The following is an 18,432-nucleotide window of genomic DNA, read 5'->3' on the forward strand; positions in this document are numbered from 1 at the left end:
CAGGATGCGCGCCCCCGTTTGCCCGAGCATTTTGCCAAGGCAAACGGACTCCACACGCTCCCCCGGCACACGCCCCAAAGGTGGGACCTGCGGCCGGTGCTCCCGAAGGATCTGAGGATCCCCGGGGGTTGTCCGCAGGATGGGGAGCGGAGGTCCAACCGAACCCGAGCAAGGAATCCGTGCCATGACTGACGTTTCGATGTCCACTGCCGAGTCTGCCGGCACCTTCGTGCCCCCCGGCCCCGGTGAGTTCCCGCTTCCCCTCCGCTCGCTGCTCGACGCGGGCGTGCACTTCGGCCACCAGACGAAGCGCTGGAACCCGAAGATGCGCCCGTTCATCTACGGCGCGCGCAACGGCATTCACATCGTCGACCTCGACCAGACGGTGCGCCTCTTCAAGCGCGCGTACGACTTCGTCGTCGACGCGGTCGGCCGCGGCGGCAGCATCCTGTTCGTCGGGACGAAGCGCCAGGCCCAGGACATCGTCCAGGAAGAGGCCCGCCGCTCCGGGATGTACTTCGTCACGAACCGCTGGCTCGGCGGCACGCTGACGAACTTCCGGACGATCAAGCAGGGCCTCGACCGCCTCCGCACGCTCGAGCGCATGAAGGAGGACGGGACGTACGAGCAGTTCGTCAAGAAGGAGGTCGCGCGCATGGAGAAGGAGCGCGATCGCCTGGAGAAGTACCTCGGCGGCCTGAAGGGCATGGGCGGCGTGCCGGCTGCGATCTTCGTGATCGACCCCCACCAGGAGTCGATCGCGGTGAACGAGGCGCGCAAGCTCGGCGTCCAGGTCATCGCGATCACGGACACGAACTGCGATCCGGACCTCATCGACTACGTGATCCCGGGCAACGACGACGCGATCCGGTCGATCCGGCTGATCACGGCCCGCATCGCCGACGCCGCGCTCGAGGGCTCGCAGCGCCGCAAGGACGTGGAGCGCGAGCAGGATCGCGAGCGTCCGCAGCAGGGCGGCCCGCAGCAGGGCGGCGGCGGCCGTCGTGACGAGATCAACGTGTACCAGGGCGGCCGTGGCGGCCGTGGCGGCCGTGGCGGCCCCCGCGGCGGCGGCGGCGGCGGCGAGCAGCCCCAGCAGTGAGCACGCGCCCGGCAGGGCGAGCGTGACGGGAGGGCGCTCCCTTTCGAGCTCGAGGTTTCACGCCTCGCTCGGGGTGGCGCCCTTCCTGCCACCTTCGGCCCCCGGGGACCGCTGAGAGCATCCTGTCCACGTTCGGGGCTTCGCTCGGACGAGCCGAGCCGGCGCCCGGACCTCGAAGATTTTCCCAACACGAACGATCCATTTTTTCGGAGGAGTACGAGCCATGGCCGGCATCAATCCGCAGGCGATCAAGGAGCTCCGCGAGCGTACGCAGGCGGGCATGAGCGACTGCAAGAACGCCCTCACCGAGGCCGAGGGCGACATGGAAAAGGCCGTCGAGATCATCCTGAAGAAGGGCCTTGCGAAGAGCGCCAAGCGTGCCGGCGCGGTCGCCAGCGAGGGCGAGGTCCGCGCGTCCGTCTCGACGGACAAGCGCGCCGCCACGCTCGTCGAGGTCAACATCCAGACGGACTTCTCCGCGCGCAGCGACGAGTTCAAGAACTTCGTCGGTGACGTGCTCTGCCTCGCGGAGGCCGCGCCCCTCGGCGCCGACCTCAAGAACAGCGAGCTCCGCGGCAAGAAGGTGGGCGACGTGATCGTCGACCTCACGGCGCGCATCGGCGAGAAGATCGACATTCGCCGCTGGGATCGCACCGAGGTCCCCGCCGGCAAGTCGGGCTTGGCGCACGCGTACGTGCACCTCGGCGGCAAGATCGGCGTCGTGCTCGCGCTCGAGACCGAGAACGACGCGCTCGCGCAGCACGCCGAGGTTCTGAAGTTCGCCGACGAGACGGCGATGCAGATCGCGGCGATGAACCCGGTCGCGCTCGTCCGCGAGGACATCAGCGACGACGCGAAGGCCAAGCAGAAGGAGATCTTCGAGGGGCAGCTCCGCGAGGACCCGAAGCCGAAGCCCGAGAGCGCGTGGCCCAAGATCATCGAGGGCAAGTTCAACAAGTGGTTCAGCGAGGTCACGCTGACCGAGCAGGAGTCGGTCGTGGTCCCTGGCCAGACGATCGACAAGCTGCGCCAGGCCGCCGAGAAGGCCGCGGGCGGCAGCGTGAAGATCGTGCGCTTCGTCCGCTTCGAGCGCGGCGAGGGCATCGAGAAGCCGCAGGGGCCTGACTTCGCTTCGGAAGTTGCGAAGATGGCCGGTGGCTGAAACGGCGCGTCTCGGCGCCGTCTCCGTCGATCTCGACGGGATCTCGCACTACCACCACATCCACGGCCTCGCTCCGCTCGCGGACGAGGCCGCGGCCCGCCACGCCGTCTACGACGTCGCCCTCGCCCGCATGGCGGACTTCGCGCGGGCGCACGATCTTCCCCTGACACTCTTCGCCATCGGCGCGGATCTCGCGAGGCCCGCGAGCGCGGCCAAGCTCGCGGATCTCGCTGCGCGTGGTCACGTCGTCGAGAACCACTCGTTTTCGCATCGTTACGACCTCACGCGTGCCTCGCGCGAGGAGATCACGCGCGACATCGCGGCCGGGCAGGACGCGATCGAGCGTGCCACGGGCCGACGTCCCGTGGGCTTCCGCGCGCCCGGGTACACCGTGACCGATGTCGTGCTCGACGTGCTCTCGGCGCTCGGGTTGCGCTTCGACTCGTCGGTCTTCCCGTGCCCTTCGTACTACGGCGCGAAGGCGCTCGTGATGGGCGCGATGCGCCTTGCAGGCCGGACGAGCGCCTCGGTGCTCGACACCCCGCGCGTGCTCGCCGCGCCGACGCGCCCGTATCGTCCGGGCAAACCCTTGTTCCGCCCGGGAAACCGCGACCTCGTCGAGCTCCCGATCCAGGTCACGCCGGGCCTCCGCCTGCCCTTCATCGGCACCTCGATCGCCCTCGCCGGTCCCCGCGTCGCGCGCCTGCTCGCCGCGCAGTGTGCGGGCGAGCCGCTCGTGAACCTCGAGCTTCACGGCATCGATTTCCTCGACGCGGACGACGGCCTCGCGCACCTCGCCGTGCATCAGCGCGAGCTGCGGATCCCGCTCGCGCGCAGGCTCGACGCGCTCTCGGCGGCGATCGACGTGCTCGCGAGGCGCGGCGCGCGGTTCGTCACGCTCGAAGAAGCTGCGAACGAGGTCGTCTAGCTCGAAGGGTGATAACGCACGGCGGCGCCGCCCTCGGCCGCTTGCTTCAGGCTCTCGACGCGCGAGATGCGCTCGGGCGCGACGCCGGAGGCCGCGATGAACTCGCGCGCGATCTCGCTCTCGCCGTAGGCGAGCTCGTCGGGCGTGCCTGACGCGACGACCTGTCCCTGGATCACGAGGAACGCCTGGTGCGCGATGCGGAACGTGCTCGCCATGTCGTGCGAGATCACGACGCTCGTCACGCCGAACCGGTCTCGCGTCTCCTCGATGAGATCGTCGACCATGCGGCTGGTCTGCGGATCGAGGCCGCTCGTGGGCTCGTCGTAGATCAGGATCTTCGGCTCCAGCATGAGCGCGCGCGCGAGGCCCACGCGCTTCCTCTGCCCGCCCGAGAGCTCGCTCGGCATGCGCTTCTCTTTGTTCTCGAGCCCGAGCAGGTTCAGCATGCCCACGACCTTGTCGCGGATGTCCTTCTCCGACATGTGCTTGCGGTGCTCGCGCAAGGGGAACGCGACGTTGTCGAAGATGTTCAGCGAGTCGAGCAGCGCGGCGTACTGGAAGACCATGCCGAACTTCTGCCGCACGCGGTTCATCGGACGCTCGCCGAGCGGGCCGATGTCCTCGCCGTCGACCCAGATGTGCCCACTCGTGGGTTTCTCCAGGCCGATGAGCAGCCGCAGCAGCGTCGTCTTGCCTGCGCCCGAGCCGCCGATGATCACCGCCGTCTCCTTGCGGCGGAGGTGCATCGTCACGCCCTTCAGGACCTGCGTCGTCCCGAACGATTTTTTCACGTTGTCGACGAAGACGTGATCCTCCGGCGGGATCCGGGGTGGTTCGCTCGTGCCTCCGGCGGACATCGCGCGTCGAGGCTACCACGCGGTCTCGTCCGAGGGGCCCTCGCGCTTGACGCGTGGGGGGGAAGGCGGGAAATGTGCCGCATGACCGAGGACATGTTTCGCACCGTGCTCGACAGCGTTGGCGTCACGACCGACCCGGAGGGCTGGCTCCGCCTGCCGGAGGGGCAGGTCCTGACGCTGTACGCCGCGCACGACGGCGTCGCGCTGAACATCGCGAAGGTGGAGTCGATCCGGATGGCCCACGGCGTCATCCGGGCACGTTCGAACAAGGGCGAGACGTTCTTCGTGGCGCGCGAGGACCTCTTCGCGGTGAGCCTCGACGGCGGCACGAAGGTCTCCACGGGCCGCAAGGCGGGCTTCTTGGGTTGAACGCGCGAGGCCGAGCGGCCGCGTCGCTCGGCGCTCACGCGGAGGGCGCGCCCGAGTCCGTTCCGCAGCGTCCGCGGGGACCGCTGTGGATGTGGCTCGTGGCGCGCCTCGTGGGGCTCCTGCCGTACCGCGCGCTCCGCTCGTTCGGCGCGGCGCTGGGCGCGTTCGTCGGTGGGTTTGTCCGGGTACGGAGACGCCACGTCGAGTCCGCCATGGCGCGCGCAGGCGTGCCGGCGCCGCGGCGCGCGGCGGCTGCGATGTACGGCTCGCTCGGCGCGGGCCTCTTCGAGCTGCTCTGGACGGCGGGGAGGCCGGATGAGCCGCTCGCGTCGAAGCTCGTGGTGTCGGCGCGGGCCGCGGACCTGTTCACGCGAGCCGTCGCGCGGGGTCGCGGCGTGGTGATCGCGACGGCGCACACGGGCAACTGGGATCTCTCCGCATGCGCGGCGGCGGCGTGGCTTCGGCAGCGCGCGGGTCCGTCGGGGCGCGCGCCGGCCTTGCACGTGATCACGAAGCGTTTGTCCTGGCGCGCGCTCGATCGCACGTGGCAACGCTTGCGCGCCGAGCGCGGCGTCCTGCTCGTCGACGCCCGCGGCGCCACGGCGCGCGTGCGGGAAGCGCTCGCCCGCGGCGACGTCGTCGCGATGATGATCGATCAAGCCCCCGAGCGCGCCGCCGGCGTCACGCGGCTGCCGTTCCTCGGCGCGCCTGCGTGGTGTGATCTCGCGCCGGTGCTGATGGCCTCACGCGCGCGCGCGCCGATCGTCGTCGCGTTCGGTCGTCGCCGCGAGGATGGGCTCCACGAGCTCGACGCCTTCGACCTGATCGAGCCGGAGGCGCTCGCCACGCGGACCGAGGTCGAGCGGGTCGCGGCGCGGATCACGGACGCGCTCGCGTCGTTCGTCGAGACGTACCCGGCGCAGTGGTTGTGGTTGCACCGGCGGTGGAAGGAGCTCCGCCGGACGAAGGGCTGAGCGCGCGCGTCAGAACGTGCCGATCGCGCCGAGGGCCGGGATCGTGCTCCCGCGGAGGTCGTACGCGACGGTCGGGCCGAGGCCTCGAAGCTCGAAGCCCGTGGCGGTGCTCTGCTTCTTTGCTTCGAGCTGCTCGCGGTGCGGCGTCGTCGCGAGGTCCACGATGCCGAGCGTGAGCGGCGCGAGGAACGCGAACGTGAGGGGGACGAGGTGCGTCGGGTCGTCCCATTCGATCATCGTGCCCGCGGCGAACGAGCCGCCGCGGAGCGCCGTGTAGAGCAGCCCTTTGCCCCAATCGCCCACGACGAAGCGCGGGACGCTCGGCGTGATCGTCAGGATCGCGCCCATCGCGTACAGGGGGGACTTCGAGGGCTCGACGCAGCCGTCCGTGGCGCCGCAGGCCGCGTTCACGCCGAGGGAGATGAGGTACGCGGCGCCGGTGGTGACCGTGCCGAGGCCGAAGATGATGCTCGACGCGATGAGCGCGCCGCGGCGGGCCGGATCCGGGGCGTATCGAGGTTTCAGCTTGCGCGGCGCGATCGCGGGCGGCGGAGGCGGGGGCGGGTAGGCGTAGGCGGGCGGGGGCGCGGCGGGGTACGGGTACGGGTACGGCAAAGCGTGGGGCAGGGGGCACGCGCCGTGAGAGGCCTCGGCCTGGTTCGAGCGCGGATCGACGTCGACGCGGCCGCATTCGTAGGCGTGGACGGTGCCGGCGCTCGTTTGCGCGTGGACGTCGACGCCCTCTTCGGGCGTGCGGGTGACGGTCGTGCGGCCGTCGGGGTGCTGGACGATGTTGGGCGGGAGGGGCGCTCCGGGCGGGAGCGGTTCGAGGGGAGGCTCCTCGGCCGAGACGGCTGGTGCGGCGAGGAACCAGGCGAGCATCGCGGCCGAGCAGAGCGTCGTCTTGCGCATGGCGGGGGCGGAACGGAGCAAGTTCCAAGCCATACGGGCTTTTCGGTTTCGAAGCGAGGGGCCTCGGGCGGCCGAGCGCCTCGGAGGCGAGGTGTATCTTGCCGGGCGAGCGGGGGCGTGGACCGTGGTTCACGGTGGACGGGGGGCGGAAAGGTGAATGTTTGGCCTGGATGGCCGAGCCTTGGTGATAAATTGGCGGCGCGATGGAAGCGGGAAGCCAGTCGGAAGACGACATGCCCTGCGTGCGCCTCGAGGACGGCGCGCGACGGAGAGCGCATGCGTCGCGTGAGCTTCTCGAGAGCGAACACGATCTTCATGGCGCGTGCGAAGGGCTCATCCGTGTCTGGACCTGACTCGGGCGATCGAGCCGTCGACGTCGCGCTGAGGCTCGCCGAGGAGCTCTTCGGCTTCGGCTCGAGCGGCGCGACGCCCGGCTGGGTGCGCGATCGCGTGCGTCGCTACCTCGAACATCAGTCGTACAAGAGCGGTCTGGCGATGAACGAGGTCGCGCGGGAGCTCATCAAGGACAAGACCGCGGTCGAGCAGATCGTCACGTCGCTCCGCGTGGGCGAGACGCGCTTCTACCGGGATGGCTCGCAGTGGGAGGTGATCGAGCGTCAGCTCGAGCGGCTCTTCCCCGCGGACGTGGAGCTCGCGGTGCTCTCGGCCGGCTGCAGCACGGGCGAAGAGGCGTACACCATGGGCATGTTGCTCACGGCGGCGCGGAGGCGCTTCCGCGTGCTCGGCGTGGATCGTTCGGCCGAGGCGATCGCGGTCGCGCGCGAGGCGACGTACGGGCGCGAGGCGGCGCGCGACATCCCGCCCACGTGGGTCGAGCGCTTCTGCGACGAACAGAACGGACGCCTGCGCGTGGGGCTGCTCGTGCGCAACGCGGTCGAGTTCGAGGAGTGCGACCTCGTCAAGCGCGTGCCGCAGGGGCCGTTCCACATCATCCTGTTCAAGAACGTGCTGCTCTACCTGACGAAACCGGCCGGCGAGCAGGTCGCCATGCGGCTCGCGAACGAGCTCGAAGACGGAGGCCTTTTGTTCTCGGCCGCGAGCGAGGTCCTTCGCCTGCGCGACATGGGCCTCGAGCCGTGCCGCCTGGCGCCCACCGTCACCGCGCTCCGCCCCCCGAAGCGACGACCATGACCACCGAGGTGAAGGATCCGACGGGCGCGCTCGTGGATCTTCGCCGCGAATGGTCCGCGCGCCGCGCCGAGCTCGAAGCGCTCGTGCCTTCGCGCAGCCGAACCGCGTCGCTCGACGGGTGCGGGCTCGTGCTCGGCCGCAAGCATGCGCGCGTTTGCGACGAGCTTCTCACGCGGCTCTTCGAGATCCTGCGGACCGAGGCGCGCGAGGGGCGCCTGCGTTTGCCCGGCGGCGAGGCCGCGCCGAAGGAGGTCGAAGGCGCGTTCGAAGAGGTCGCGCTCGGCGGCGTGGGCGGCTACGGGCGCGGCGCGCTCGCGTTCGGCAGCGACCTCGACGTGCGGCTGCTCGCGCGTGATCTCGGCGCGGCCGCGGCCGTGGCGGAGGCGCTGCTCTACCCGCTCTGGGACATGGGCGTGCCGATCGGCCATCAGGTCGGCAAGGTCGAGGCGCTCGTGGAGGCGGCCCGCACGGACCTGCCCACGGCGACGAGCTTGCTCGACTACCGGCACATCACGGGCAACCGCGCGCTCTCGGACGAGCTGAAGACGCGGTGCGACGCAGGCCTCTTCGCGCACACCGAGCTGCCTCGGTTCCTCGCGCAGCTCGAGGACGAGGTGCGCGAGCGGCACGCGCGGTTCGGCGGGTCGGTGTATCTGCTCGAGCCCGACGTGAAGAACGGCGCGGGGGGCCTGCGCGATCTCGACATCGCGGGCTGGGCGGGCAAGGCGCGCTTCGGCGTGCACGAGCTCGACGATCTCGTGCGCGTGGGGGCGCTCTTGCCGCGCGAGTCGGCGGAGATCGCCGCTGCGCGCGAGCTGCTCTTCCGCATCCGGAACCTGCTCCACGCGCACGCAGGAAGGCGCAGCGACAGGCTCACGTTCGACGAGCAGGAGTCGATCGCGTCGCTGCTCGGCTACGGCGAGGGCGGCGAGGCGGTCGAGAAGATGATGAGCGCGTACTACCGCAGCGCGCGCATCATCTCGAGCGCGCGGGAGACCATGCTCTCGCGCGCGGCGCCGCTGCTCGGCAAGAAGAAGCCGCGCGAAGAAGACCTCGGCGGCGGCGTGCGCATGTTCGACGGCTGCGTGACGATGAGCGAGCTCGAGCTCGTCACGAAGGATCCCGCGCTCGCCCTGCGCATGCTCTCGGCGGCCGTCGCGCGCCGCGCGCCGCTCTTGCCGTGGGCGCGCGACGCCATCGCGCGCGCTGCCGCGGATCCCTCCTGGACCGAGAGCCTGCGCGAGAGCCCCGAGGCCGCGCGCCTCTTCTGCGCGCTCGTCTCGACCACCGAGGAGACGCGCCTGAAGCGCGGCTCTCCGCTCGCGGAGATGCACGACCTCGGGCTCTTGCTCGCGATGATCCCCGAGTTTCTGCCCGTCGTCGGGCGCGTGCACCACGACGTCTACCACGTGTACACGGTCGACGTGCACTCGGTGGCCGCCGTCGACAGGCTCGCGGCGCTCGTGCGTGGCGAGCTCACGGCCGAGCACCCGCTCGCGTGCCGCCTCGCGGCCGAGGCGACGCGCAAGACGATGCTCTTCTTCGCGACGCTCCTGCACGACGTGGGCAAGGCGATCGGCGGCAAGGATCACAGCGTGCGCGGCGCCGACATGGCCGACGTCATCCTGAAGCGTCTCGGCTTTCCGGCCGAAGACGTCGCGGCCGCGTGCCACCTCGTGCGCCAGCACCTCGTCATGTACCACGTGGCGACGCGCAGAGACCTCGACGATCCCGCGACGATCGAGGAGTTTTTGCGCGTGATCCCCGACAGGGACTCGCTCTCCGAGCTCTACCTGCTCACCGTCGCCGACCTCTCCACGACGAGCCCGACGTCGATGACCTCGTGGAAGGCGCGCATGCTCGACGAGCTCTACCTCGCCGCCGATCGCGCACTCGCGGGCAACCCCGGCGAGGACGAGCGCTCGGCGCGCGCGCAGTCCGCCGTGCTCGACGCCGCGCTCGCGCTCCCCGCGTCCTCGGACGAGGAGCGGGCCGCGCGGCAGGCGTTCGTCCCGACGTACCTCGCGTCGATGCCCGAGCGGTACCTGCTCTCGAACGCACCCGCGGCGATCGCCTCGCACGCCGAGCTCGCGCGAAAGCATCAGGGCCGGACGGTCAGCGTCGCGCTCGTCCCTTCCCGTCACCCGCAAGCCGCGGAGATCTGCGTCATCGCCGCGGATCGCCCGGGCTTGCTCGCGTCGATCACGGCGGCGCTCACGGCCTCGCGCCTCGAGGTGCACGCCGCGCAGATCCACTCACGCCACCTGCCGGACGGCGCGGTCGAGGCCGTCGACCTCTTCTGGGTGCGCGATCGCGCCGAGGGCGTGGAGGGCGTAGCGCGCGCGCTGCCCGTCCTCGTGCGGGACCTCGACGCCGTGCTCGAAGGCCACACGACCACGGCCGAGCTTGCGAGCAAGCGCGGCAAAAGCGCGCTGCCGGTCCGCGCTACGCCGCGCGTGCGCACGCAGGTCTCCATCGACGATCGCGCCTCGCCGCGGCACACGGTCATCGAGGTGATGACCCGCGATCGACCGGGCCTCTTGCACGCCATCTCCGACGCGCTCCATCGCCTCGGCCTCAGCATCATCGTGGCCAAGATCAACACCGAGGGCACGCGCGCGGCCGACGTGTTCTACGTCAGCGAGGCGGACGGCGGTAAAGTGGCGCCGGGCAAGCGCGCCGCCGAGGTGCGGCAACGAATCGAGTCGGTGCTCGAATCGCTCGAGCAAGAAGGAAACAGCGGGTCATGGTCTTCTCCTCCTCCTCCTCGCGCAGAGCGATGAGAGCCTTCCTCCTCCCTTGCGCCGCGGCGCTCCTCCTCACGGCCTGTGGCAGCAGCACGCCGCCTCCGAAGGATCCCGATCTCGTCGCCGATCCGCCGCTCGGCGGGAACGAAGGCATCAACGGGGGCGCCGCGCAGACCGACTTCCAGCGCGCCGTCGCGTACATCGAGAAGGAGCAATACGCGGCCGGCAAGGTCCACCTCCAGCGCGCGCTCGAGGCATCGCCGGACAACGCCGAGGCGCACGCGTACATGGGCCTCGTGCTGGAGAAGGAGAACGACCTCGCCGGCGCCGAGAAGTCCTACCTCGCCGCGCTCCAGCGCAAGCCCGGGCTCGCGGCCGCCGCGCAGAACCTCGCGGCCATCTACCTTTCGACGAGCCCGCCGCGCACCGACGACGCCATCAAGTACCTCCGCGCGGCGCTCGAGAAGACGCCGGGCGACGTCGGCATGCTCCGGAACCTCGGCTACGCGCTCGGCCTGAAGGGCGACGTCGAGGGCGCGTCCAAGGCCTACGACGCGGCGATCGCGAAGGGAGACTCCGTCGAGGTGCGCTTCGAGTACGCCGCGATGCTCGCCGAGGCGAAGCAACACGAGAAGGCCGTGCCGCACCTGAAGAAGGTCCTCGAAGGCACGAAGGACGACCCCGCGATGCTCGTCACGGTCGGCCGCATGCTCGGCTACGGCAAGGCGTTCGGCGACTGCGTGGCCGCGTTCGACCGAGCGATCAAGCTCAAGGCGACCGACCCCGAGTGGTTCGTCCGCCGCGGCACGTGCAAGCACGAGCTCGGCGACGAGAACGGCGCGCTCGCGGACTACCAGGAGTCCGTGAAGGTGAAGCCCGACTACGCCGCGGGGTATTACTACATGGGCCTCGCGCAGCTCGCGCTCCAGAAGCCGCAGAGCGCCGAGTTCTCCATGGGCAAGGCCGTCGAGCTCGGAAAGGACTCGCCGATCGGCAAGGCCGCGAAGGACAAACTCCGCGAGCTCAAGGCGATCAACAAGCGCTGATCACGTCTTCTGCGCGCGACGCTGCCGCACGAACGCGGCGAGCGACACGAGCGCGCCGAGCACGATCGCCAGGGCGAGGAGCTCCGTCGGGATGTCGAGCTCCTTGCCCACGACCGCGATCACGTAGATGCGCGGCGCCCGCCCGAGCCCAACGGCCAGCGCGTATCGCAGCGCCGGATACCCCGAGAGCGGCATCAAGACCCGCACGACGATGAACGGCAGCGGCAGCGCCGCGAAGGCCGCGGTCGTGAGGAACGGCGCGACCTTCACCCAGCCTTCTGCGCGCTGGAAAAGCGCCTTCTTCCGGATCTCCGCGAGCGCCTTGATCTGGAACGTCGTGCGCACGAGCCGATGATCCACGAACGCCGCGAGGGTCGCTGCCAGGGCCGCGACGAGCGCGAGGGCCCAGGGCGGCGCCGCCTTCGCGGCCAGGAGCGTCGCGGGCGTCAGCGGTTGCGGCACGAAGGCCGCGAGCACCATCAGCCCGAAGAACATCGCGAGCGTGGGCACGACGTTCGGCACCCCGGGATCGTGCTGCGACCGGGCGGACGCCGCAAGCGCCCGCCCTCACGTCTGCGTCACGCGCCGAGCAAATTCAGGATTCGATCGAGCTCGTCGAGCGAGCCGTAGGCGACCGCGATCTCGCCGCGACCATCCTTGTCGCGCACCTCGACCTTCGCGCCGAGCTTGCGCATGAGCCGCGCTTCCAGGTCCTTCACGCCCGGCGACTTCGGCGCGGGCCCGTCAGCCTTGCCTTTGCCTCCGCCGCCCTCCTTCGGGCCGCGCGAGGTGCGCACGAGCTCCTCGACCTTGCGCACGGGCAGCCGACCGCGCACCGCCTTGTCGGCGATGTCTTCCATCGCCTTGTCGTCGGGCGCGCCGAGCAGCGCGCGCGCGTGGCCCTCGGTGAGGTCGCCGCCGATCACCATCGACCGCACGCGCGCCGGCAGCTTCAAGAGCCGCAGGCTGTTCGTCACCGTCGTGCGGTTCTTGCCGACGCGATCCGCGAGCGACTCCTGCGTGTAGCCGTGCTCCCGGAGCAGCCTGTCGAACGCCTCGGCGAGCTCGATCGGGTTCAGGTCCTCGCGCTGCACGTTCTCCACGAGCGCGAGCTCGAACGCCTCCTTCGGCGAGACGTCCTTCACCACGACGAGCACGTCCTTCAGGCCCGCGCGTTGCGCCGCGCGCCACCTTCGCTCGCCGGCGATGATCTCGTACTTGTCCGCGCCCGCTTGCGGGCGACGCACGACGATCGGCTCGAGGATCCCGTGCTCCCGGATCGACGCCGCGAGCTCTTCGAGCGCCTCGTCGTCGAAGTGCTGCCGCGGCTGCCCCGGCTGCGGACCGATGCGCTCGATCGGGCACGTGAACACGCTCTTGTCGCCGTACGACGCGCCGGAGGGCGACGGGGGCGCGGCGGCGGGCAGGAGCGCGTCGAGCCCGCGGCCGAGGGCGCGGCGCGGCGCGTTCTTCGGATCCGTGCTCATGGCCTCGGCCTCGCGACTTTGCCTTTCGGCCGGTTCACCTCGAGGATCTCGCGCGCCAGGCTCAGGTAGCCCTGCGCGCCCTTCGACGAGGCGTCGTAGAGCAGCACCGGCTTTCCGTGCGACGGCGCCTCGGAAAGCTTCACGTTCCGCGGGATGATCGAGTCGAAGACCTTGAAGTGACCCTTCACCTCGTCGGCGACCTGGTGCGTCAGCGAGGTCCGCCCGTCGTACATCGTGAGCACGATCCCCTCGACGCCGAGGTCCGGGTTGAAGGCCGCCTTCACGCGGTCGATCGTCGCCATCAGGTACGTCAGCCCCTCCAGCGCGTAGTACTCGCACTGCAGCGGCACGAGCACCCGGTGCGCGGCCACGAGCGCGTTCAGCGTGAGCAGCCCCAGGCTCGGCGGGCAGTCGAGGATCACGTACTCGTAGCCTGCGGTGTGGGGTCGGATCGCGTCGCGCAGCTTCGTCGCGCGGTCGGGCGCGTCGACCAGCTCGATCTCCGCGGCCACGAGGTCTTGCGTTGCCGGCACCACGTCGAGCCGCGGCACCGACGTCGAGATCACCGTCTCGCGCAGCGTCGAGCGGCCGATGAGCACGTCGTAGAGCGAACGCTCGATGTTGGGCCGGCGCACGCCGACCCCGCTCGAGGCGTTGCCCTGCGGATCGCAGTCCACGAGCAGCGTCCGCTTCTCGGCAGCGGCGAGGCTCGCGGCCAGGTTCACCGAGGTCGTCGTTTTGCCGACGCCGCCCTTCTGGTTGGCGACGGCATAGATGAGGGGCGAGGGGGCCATGAAATGTGCCGGGAACGCCGCGCCCGGAGGCGCTGAGGAGGGTCGTCCGTCCCGGGGGACGATCCCGCGGATAGCGGCTGCTTACACGACCCTCGCCCCCCCGTCGAGGGCGCGTCGATCACGTTTTTTTGGCCCTTGACGCACTAGTATCTACAGTGGCGCACATGTCGCTCGCTGTGGGTGCATGTAGGACAACGTCATCGACGCCAACGACGTCGCGCCGCTCCGGGGGCCGGAGGGGCCCTGGGGTCCGCGGGCTGCGGCTCGCGAGCGCCCTCGTCGCCCACCACGAGTCGACCGCGTGCGACCGCGTGCTCGCGCGGGCCTTCTGGGCCGCGCCGAGCTTCAGCGCGCCTGCGCGCGTCCTCCCGCTTTTCCCGAACCACGACCGCCGATCGACCTGAGCCGATTTCCGCGCGTCGGGCTGCCGAACCCACGCGCTGCCGAGGAGAGAGCCATGCCGCTGCCGAAGAGCTTCCAGAACTTCGCCGAGTTCGAGCGTGAGATCATCCGCGCGGGCACCCGCGTCAACGTGAGCCTCGAGGACATCGTCGAGGACACCTCCTTCGAGGAGGAGATCGAGCTCGACCAGGACGACGATCCCTTCGCTTCGATGCGCGACTTCTGAGGCAGGGGGCCCGCCGCGGGCGGGCCTCCGTCCCCCGATGCGTCCCCCCGATGCCTTCTGGCATCGGACGTATCGGGGGACCGAGCCCTACGTCTCGCCAGACCTCCTGGGTAGCTTGGACCCGACCGAGCCCCGACGGCGCCTCACCGTCGGGGCTCTTTTTTTGTCTTCCAACCCGCCCTCGCTTGACCCCTCTCGCCGTGCGTGGCATGGCGCCGTTCCTTCCAACGGACTCCCATGCAAGTCACCGTCGAAAAGCTCTCCCCGGTCCTCGTCGAGCTCAAGGTCGAGATTCCTGCCGAGCAGGTTCGCACCGAGGTGGACAAGGCCTACGCCAACCTCCAGCGCTCCGCTCGCGTGAGGGGCTTCCGCCAAGGCAAGGCGCCGCGCCACGTGCTCGCCCATCTGTATTCGGGCAGCATCCACGCGGACGTCGCCCGCCGGCTGGTCGACACCACGTTGAACCGTGCGCTCGCGTCGCAGCAGGTCCAGCCGCTCTCGCAGCCCGACATCGCCCCCGTCGAGCTCCGCCCTGAGGAGTCGTTCTCCTACAAGGCGCGCTTCGAGGTTCGCCCCGACATCACCGAGGTGAAGTGGGAGGGCTTCGAGGTCAGCCGGCCGAAGAGCGAGGTCACGGCCGACGCGATCGACGCCGAGGTCGCGCGTCTCCGCCGTGAGCACGCGACGCTCTCCGCGCCCGAGCCCGAGCGTCCTGCGAAGGCGGGCGACCTCGTGCGCATCGCCTTCACCCTCGACGTCGACGGCAAGGTCCGCGAGGCGAAGGAGCAGGAGATCGAGACCGAGATCGGCAGCGGCCAGGTCTTCAAGGAGATCGAGGACGTCCTCACCGGCATGAACGTCGGCGAGGCGAAGGACGCGACGGTGAGCTTCTCGGAGCGTCACACGAACGAGTCGCTCCGCGGCAAGACGGGCACGTTCCACGTCACGCTGAAGGAGGTCCGCGAGCGGAACTTCCCCGAGATCGACGACGAGTTCGCGAAGGACGTGGGCCACGAGAACCTCGAGGCCATGCGCGCCGCGCTCTCGGCGAAGATCGAGAAGGAGCTCAAGCAGAAGGCGACCGACTCCGTCGCGGAGAAGCTCGTCTTCGAGCTCTGCAAGGCGAACCCGATCCCGGTGCCTCCCTCGCTCGTCGAGCAGCAGGCGCAGCTCACGGAGCGCGAGCTCGTCACGGCGGCGCGCCGCCAGGGCCAGCGCCTCGAGATGACGCCCGAGATCCGCGCGCGCGTGCACGCCGACGCCGAGACGAAGGTCCGCGCGGGCCTGCTCATGGCCGAGATCGCGAAGGCGAAGACCGTGCAGGTCACGCCGCAGGACATCGAGAAGGGCTACGAGGAGCTCGCCGAGCAGACCGGCAAGAACGTCGCCAAGGTCAAGGCCGAGTACCGCGATCCGAAGAAGCAGGAGATGCTGATCGGCATGATCCTGGAAGACAAGATCCTCGACCTCATCGAGGGTGCCGCGAAGATCACGGAAGCCTGAGCGCTCCGCACACGATCGGCTGCATCACGAGCGGGCGTGCTGGTGTCACCAGCGCGCCCGTTTTCGTCTTCACGTCACGCGCGGTCTCTCCAGGCTTGCTCGCTTCTCCCAGCGCGAACGAAATTCCCTCGCAGAAGCGCGAAAACGGCTCACGCTCGGCCGCCGCATTTCTTCACACCGACCCCACGGTTCGGGCTTGCGAACGGCAGGCTTCTGGCTCACGACTAGGGCCTCCCGGCACCCTTTTGCCGAACCACAGCGGAGCCCTGGATGATCCGACGAGTCGAGACACGTAAGCAGGCGATGGAGTTTCTCGAGCGGGACCACGATGCGGTGGCAAGCGACCGGGCGTCGGGCCTCACCACGCTCCGGGAGCAGGGCTACGTCCTGCCGACGGTCACCGAGGTGACCCATCGCGGCGAGCGCGAGTGGAACATCTTCAGCCGGCTGCTCAAGGACCGGATCGTCTTCATCGGGACCGAGATCGACGACTTCGTGGCGAACGCCGTCATCGCGCAGTTCCTCTTCCTCGAGAGCGAGGATCCGGACAAGGACATCCAGGTCTACATCAACAGCCCTGGCGGCATCGTGACGAGCGGCCTCGCGATGTACGACACGATGCAGTACGTCCGTTGCCCGGTCTCGACGATGTGCATCGGGCAGGCTGCGTCGATGGGCGCGGTGCTTCTCGCGGCGGGCCACAAGGGCCGCAGGTTCGCGCTGCCGCACGCGCGCATGATGATCCATCAGCCCCTCGGCGGCGCGCGCGGCCAGGCGACGGACATCGAGATTCAGGCGCGTGAGATCAAGAAGATGAAAGAGACCTTGATCGACATCCTCGCCGACGCGACGAGCAAGAACCGCGAGGAGCTCGCCAAGGACATCGAGCGCGACTTCTATCTGAGCGCGCCGCAGGCCAAGGAGTACGGCCTCATCGACGAGGTCCTTCCGAAGCGCATCAAGGGCTCGCCCCAGGCCTTGTGAAGCAGGATCGCGACGCCCGCCTGCGCAAGGCGGGCGCGGAGCGGGGAGCACGCGGCCCGGGCTGTTTCGAGCTTGTGTGGATGTGGACGCGCCCTGGACGAAACCAATCCGTCCGTACGCGTCTTCTTGTGCCGTGGGTGGGACTTGCGGTCGGGTGAATGCGCCCCGAGGTGCACGAAATGCACGCCTCACGCCGCCCGGAGCCGTAGGGACGGGCGGCGACCGAGCGCGCGAAGCACGAGCGTTAACTTGCGGGTCACAGGGTAGGGGACTAGAATCCGCTCACGGCGATACGCTGGAAAAACGCGGATTTTCAGCATCGTTTTCGTCGTCGGGCGCCTCGGTGAACGCCTCTGCGGACACCGGGAACGCTCGAATGAAAAGGGCCCCGAGCCGTTCCGGTAGAGGGGCCGCGGCGAGGCGAGAGAGGCGAGAGGCGAAGTGGAGCGAAGGCGGGACGATCACTCGAACGGCAATCTGAGCTGCTCCTTCTGCGGCAAATCGCAGAAGGAGGTGAAGAAGCTCATCGCTGGGCCGACGGTGTACATCTGCGACGAGTGCATCGGGCTCTGCAACGACATCATTGCCGAGGAGGTCGAGAAGGACGAGCCGTACACCGGCTCTGCCCCGATCCCCAAGCCGGCCGACATCAAGGCGATCCTCGACGAGTACGTGGTCGGGCAGCACCGAGCGAAGAAGGTCCTCTCGGTCGCGGTGCACAACCACTACAAGCGCATCGACAGCCGGGTTCACTCGGACGACGTCGAGCTGCAGAAGTCGAACATCCTTTTGCTCGGCCCGACCGGCTCCGGCAAGACGCTGCTCGCGCAGACGCTCGCGAAGATCATCAACGTGCCCTTCGCGATCGCCGACGCCACGACGTTGACCGAGGCGGGCTACGTCGGTGAGGACGTCGAGAACATCATCGTCCAGCTCCTGCAGAACGCCGATCACGACGTCGAGCGTGCGCAGCGCGGCATCGTCTACATCGACGAGATCGACAAGATCAGCCGCAAGAGCGACAACCCGAGCATCACGCGCGACGTCTCGGGCGAGGGCGTGCAGCAGGCGCTCCTGAAGATCATCGAGGGCACGATCGCGAACGTGCCTCCGAAGGGCGGCCGCAAGCACCCGCAGCAGGATTTCCTGCAGGTGGACACGACGAACATCCTGTTCATCTGCGGCGGCGCGTTCGTCGGGCTCGATCAGATCATCCAGCGCCGCGTCGGTCAGAACACGCTCGGGTTTGGCGCCGAGATCAGGTCCAAGAAGGAGTTCAAGCTCGGCGACCTGCTCTCGCAGGTCCAGCCCGAGGATCTCCTCAAATTCGGCCTGATCCCCGAGTTCATCGGCCGTTTGCCCATCATCGCGACGCTGCACGAGCTGAACGAGGACGCGCTGATCGACATCCTCACGAAGCCGAAGAACAGCCTCGTGAAGCAGTACCAGAAGCTGCTCGAGATGGACGGCGTGAAGCTCAAGTTCACGAAGGGCGCGCTCACCGCGGTCGCGCGGCAGGCGCTCGACCGCAACAGCGGCGCGCGTGGCCTTCGGGCCATCCTCGAAGCGGCGATGCTCGACATCATGTACGACGTCCCCTCGCGCGCGGGCGTGAAAGAGGTCGTCGTCAGCGAGGACGTCATCCTCAAGCACGAAGCTCCGCTGATCGTTTACCAGAAAGAAGCGGAGCTCGCTTAGCGCCGGGGGAGGCGCGTCCTCCCCTCACTCCAATCCTCTTCCTCGCGTCGCCTCGCTCATGTTCACGAGCGAGCGATCACCCGTAGGCC

At 69.4% G+C, this 18,432-nt stretch carries 17 protein-coding genes; 12 read left to right on the forward strand and 5 right to left on the reverse strand.

The features are described from left to right. Nucleotides 1–199: 199 nt before the first annotated feature. From rpsB to QHF85_RS34650, 3 genes are all read left to right on the forward strand, one after another. The gene (gene rpsB / locus QHF85_RS34640; protein ID WP_348652784.1) at nucleotides 200–1,102 is read left to right on the forward strand and encodes a 30S ribosomal protein S2; all 903 of its coding nucleotides are present in this window, start codon (nucleotides 200–202) and stop codon (nucleotides 1,100–1,102) included. A 223-nt stretch (nucleotides 1,103–1,325) separates the two neighbouring features. After that, on the forward strand, nucleotides 1,326–2,264 hold the full coding sequence (gene tsf / locus QHF85_RS34645) for a translation elongation factor Ts (protein WP_281331663.1): 939 nt from the start codon (nucleotides 1,326–1,328) through the stop codon (nucleotides 2,262–2,264). Next, nucleotides 2,257–3,192, forward strand: coding sequence for a polysaccharide deacetylase family protein (locus tag QHF85_RS34650; RefSeq protein ID WP_281331664.1), 936 nt, complete (start codon nucleotides 2,257–2,259; stop codon nucleotides 3,190–3,192). Before tsf ends, QHF85_RS34650 begins: the two co-directional genes overlap by 8 nt. Here QHF85_RS34650 and QHF85_RS34655 read toward each other — a convergent pair. Further along, nucleotides 3,189–4,049 carry an ATP-binding cassette domain-containing protein gene (locus QHF85_RS34655; protein WP_281331665.1) on the reverse strand — a complete coding sequence of 287 codons (861 nt, stop codon included), beginning with the start codon at nucleotides 4,047–4,049 and terminating at the stop codon, nucleotides 3,189–3,191. The two genes, QHF85_RS34650 and QHF85_RS34655, sit on opposite strands and share 4 nt — an antisense overlap. An 81-nt stretch (nucleotides 4,050–4,130) precedes the next feature. Between QHF85_RS34655 and QHF85_RS34660 the strand changes: the two genes are divergently transcribed. Further along, nucleotides 4,131–4,418, forward strand: coding sequence for a hypothetical protein (locus QHF85_RS34660; RefSeq protein ID WP_281331666.1), 288 nt, complete (start codon nucleotides 4,131–4,133; stop codon nucleotides 4,416–4,418). 98 nt (nucleotides 4,419–4,516) lie between these two features. Beyond that, the gene (locus tag QHF85_RS34665; protein ID WP_281331667.1) at nucleotides 4,517–5,392 is read left to right on the forward strand and encodes a lysophospholipid acyltransferase family protein; all 876 of its coding nucleotides are present in this window, start codon (nucleotides 4,517–4,519) and stop codon (nucleotides 5,390–5,392) included. Nucleotides 5,393–5,401: 9 nt separating this feature from the next. Here the strand turns inward: QHF85_RS34665 and QHF85_RS34670 are convergent, their stop codons facing one another. Next, nucleotides 5,402–6,304, reverse strand: a complete 903-nt coding sequence (locus tag QHF85_RS34670; protein WP_281331668.1) for a hypothetical protein — start codon at nucleotides 6,302–6,304, stop codon at nucleotides 5,402–5,404. Between the two features lie 339 nt (nucleotides 6,305–6,643). Between QHF85_RS34670 and QHF85_RS34675 the strand changes: the two genes are divergently transcribed. Genes QHF85_RS34675 through QHF85_RS34685 form a run of 3 tightly spaced genes read left to right on the forward strand, consistent with a single transcriptional unit; the run spans nucleotide 6,644 to nucleotide 11,249 of the window. Beyond that, nucleotides 6,644–7,456: a CheR family methyltransferase gene (locus tag QHF85_RS34675; protein ID WP_281331669.1), complete on the forward strand. Its 813-nt coding sequence runs from the start codon at nucleotides 6,644–6,646 to the stop codon at nucleotides 7,454–7,456. After that, on the forward strand, nucleotides 7,453–10,239 hold the full coding sequence (gene glnD, locus QHF85_RS34680) for a [protein-PII] uridylyltransferase (protein ID WP_281331670.1): 2,787 nt from the start codon (nucleotides 7,453–7,455) through the stop codon (nucleotides 10,237–10,239). The genes QHF85_RS34675 and glnD overlap by 4 nt, the downstream gene beginning before the upstream one ends. Next, a complete protein-coding gene (locus QHF85_RS34685) occupies nucleotides 10,236–11,249 on the forward strand; it encodes a tetratricopeptide repeat protein (protein WP_281331671.1) in 1,014 nt (337 codons plus the stop codon). Before glnD ends, QHF85_RS34685 begins: the two co-directional genes overlap by 4 nt. Here the strand turns inward: QHF85_RS34685 and QHF85_RS34690 are convergent, their stop codons facing one another. From QHF85_RS34690 to QHF85_RS34700, 3 genes are read right to left on the reverse strand one after another with little or no spacing between them, the layout of a single operon-like run. Further along, on the reverse strand, nucleotides 11,250–11,771 hold the full coding sequence (locus QHF85_RS34690; RefSeq protein ID WP_281331672.1) for a VTT domain-containing protein: 522 nt from the start codon (nucleotides 11,769–11,771) through the stop codon (nucleotides 11,250–11,252). 56 nt (nucleotides 11,772–11,827) lie between these two features. Further along, complete coding sequence (locus tag QHF85_RS34695; RefSeq protein ID WP_281331673.1) at nucleotides 11,828–12,736, reverse strand: ParB/RepB/Spo0J family partition protein; 909 nt, start codon at nucleotides 12,734–12,736, stop codon at nucleotides 11,828–11,830. Then, the gene (locus tag QHF85_RS34700; RefSeq protein WP_281331674.1) at nucleotides 12,733–13,530 is read right to left on the reverse strand and encodes an AAA family ATPase; all 798 of its coding nucleotides are present in this window, start codon (nucleotides 13,528–13,530) and stop codon (nucleotides 12,733–12,735) included. Before QHF85_RS34700 ends, QHF85_RS34695 begins: the two co-directional genes overlap by 4 nt. Before the next feature lie 457 nt (nucleotides 13,531–13,987). On the opposite strand from QHF85_RS34700, the gene QHF85_RS34705 reads away from it, so the two are divergent. The 4 genes from QHF85_RS34705 (at nucleotide 13,988) to clpX (ending at nucleotide 18,343) form a co-directional block, all read left to right on the forward strand. Then, a complete protein-coding gene (locus QHF85_RS34705) occupies nucleotides 13,988–14,158 on the forward strand; it encodes a transcriptional regulator (RefSeq protein WP_281331675.1) in 171 nt (56 codons plus the stop codon). A gap of 237 nt (nucleotides 14,159–14,395) precedes the next feature. Next, nucleotides 14,396–15,661, forward strand: coding sequence for a trigger factor (tig, locus tag QHF85_RS34710; RefSeq protein ID WP_281331676.1), 1,266 nt, complete (start codon nucleotides 14,396–14,398; stop codon nucleotides 15,659–15,661). 270 nt (nucleotides 15,662–15,931) lie between these two features. After that, a complete protein-coding gene (locus QHF85_RS34715; protein WP_281331677.1) occupies nucleotides 15,932–16,645 on the forward strand; it encodes an ATP-dependent Clp protease proteolytic subunit in 714 nt (237 codons plus the stop codon). A 441-nt stretch (nucleotides 16,646–17,086) separates the two neighbouring features. Further along, nucleotides 17,087–18,343: an ATP-dependent Clp protease ATP-binding subunit ClpX gene (clpX, locus tag QHF85_RS34720; protein WP_281331678.1), complete on the forward strand. Its 1,257-nt coding sequence runs from the start codon at nucleotides 17,087–17,089 to the stop codon at nucleotides 18,341–18,343. The last annotated feature ends 89 nt before the right edge of the window (nucleotides 18,344–18,432 follow it).

The organism is Polyangium sp. 6x1, assembly GCF_029946515.1.
GTDB lineage: Bacteria > Myxococcota_A > Polyangia > Polyangiales > Polyangiaceae > Polyangium.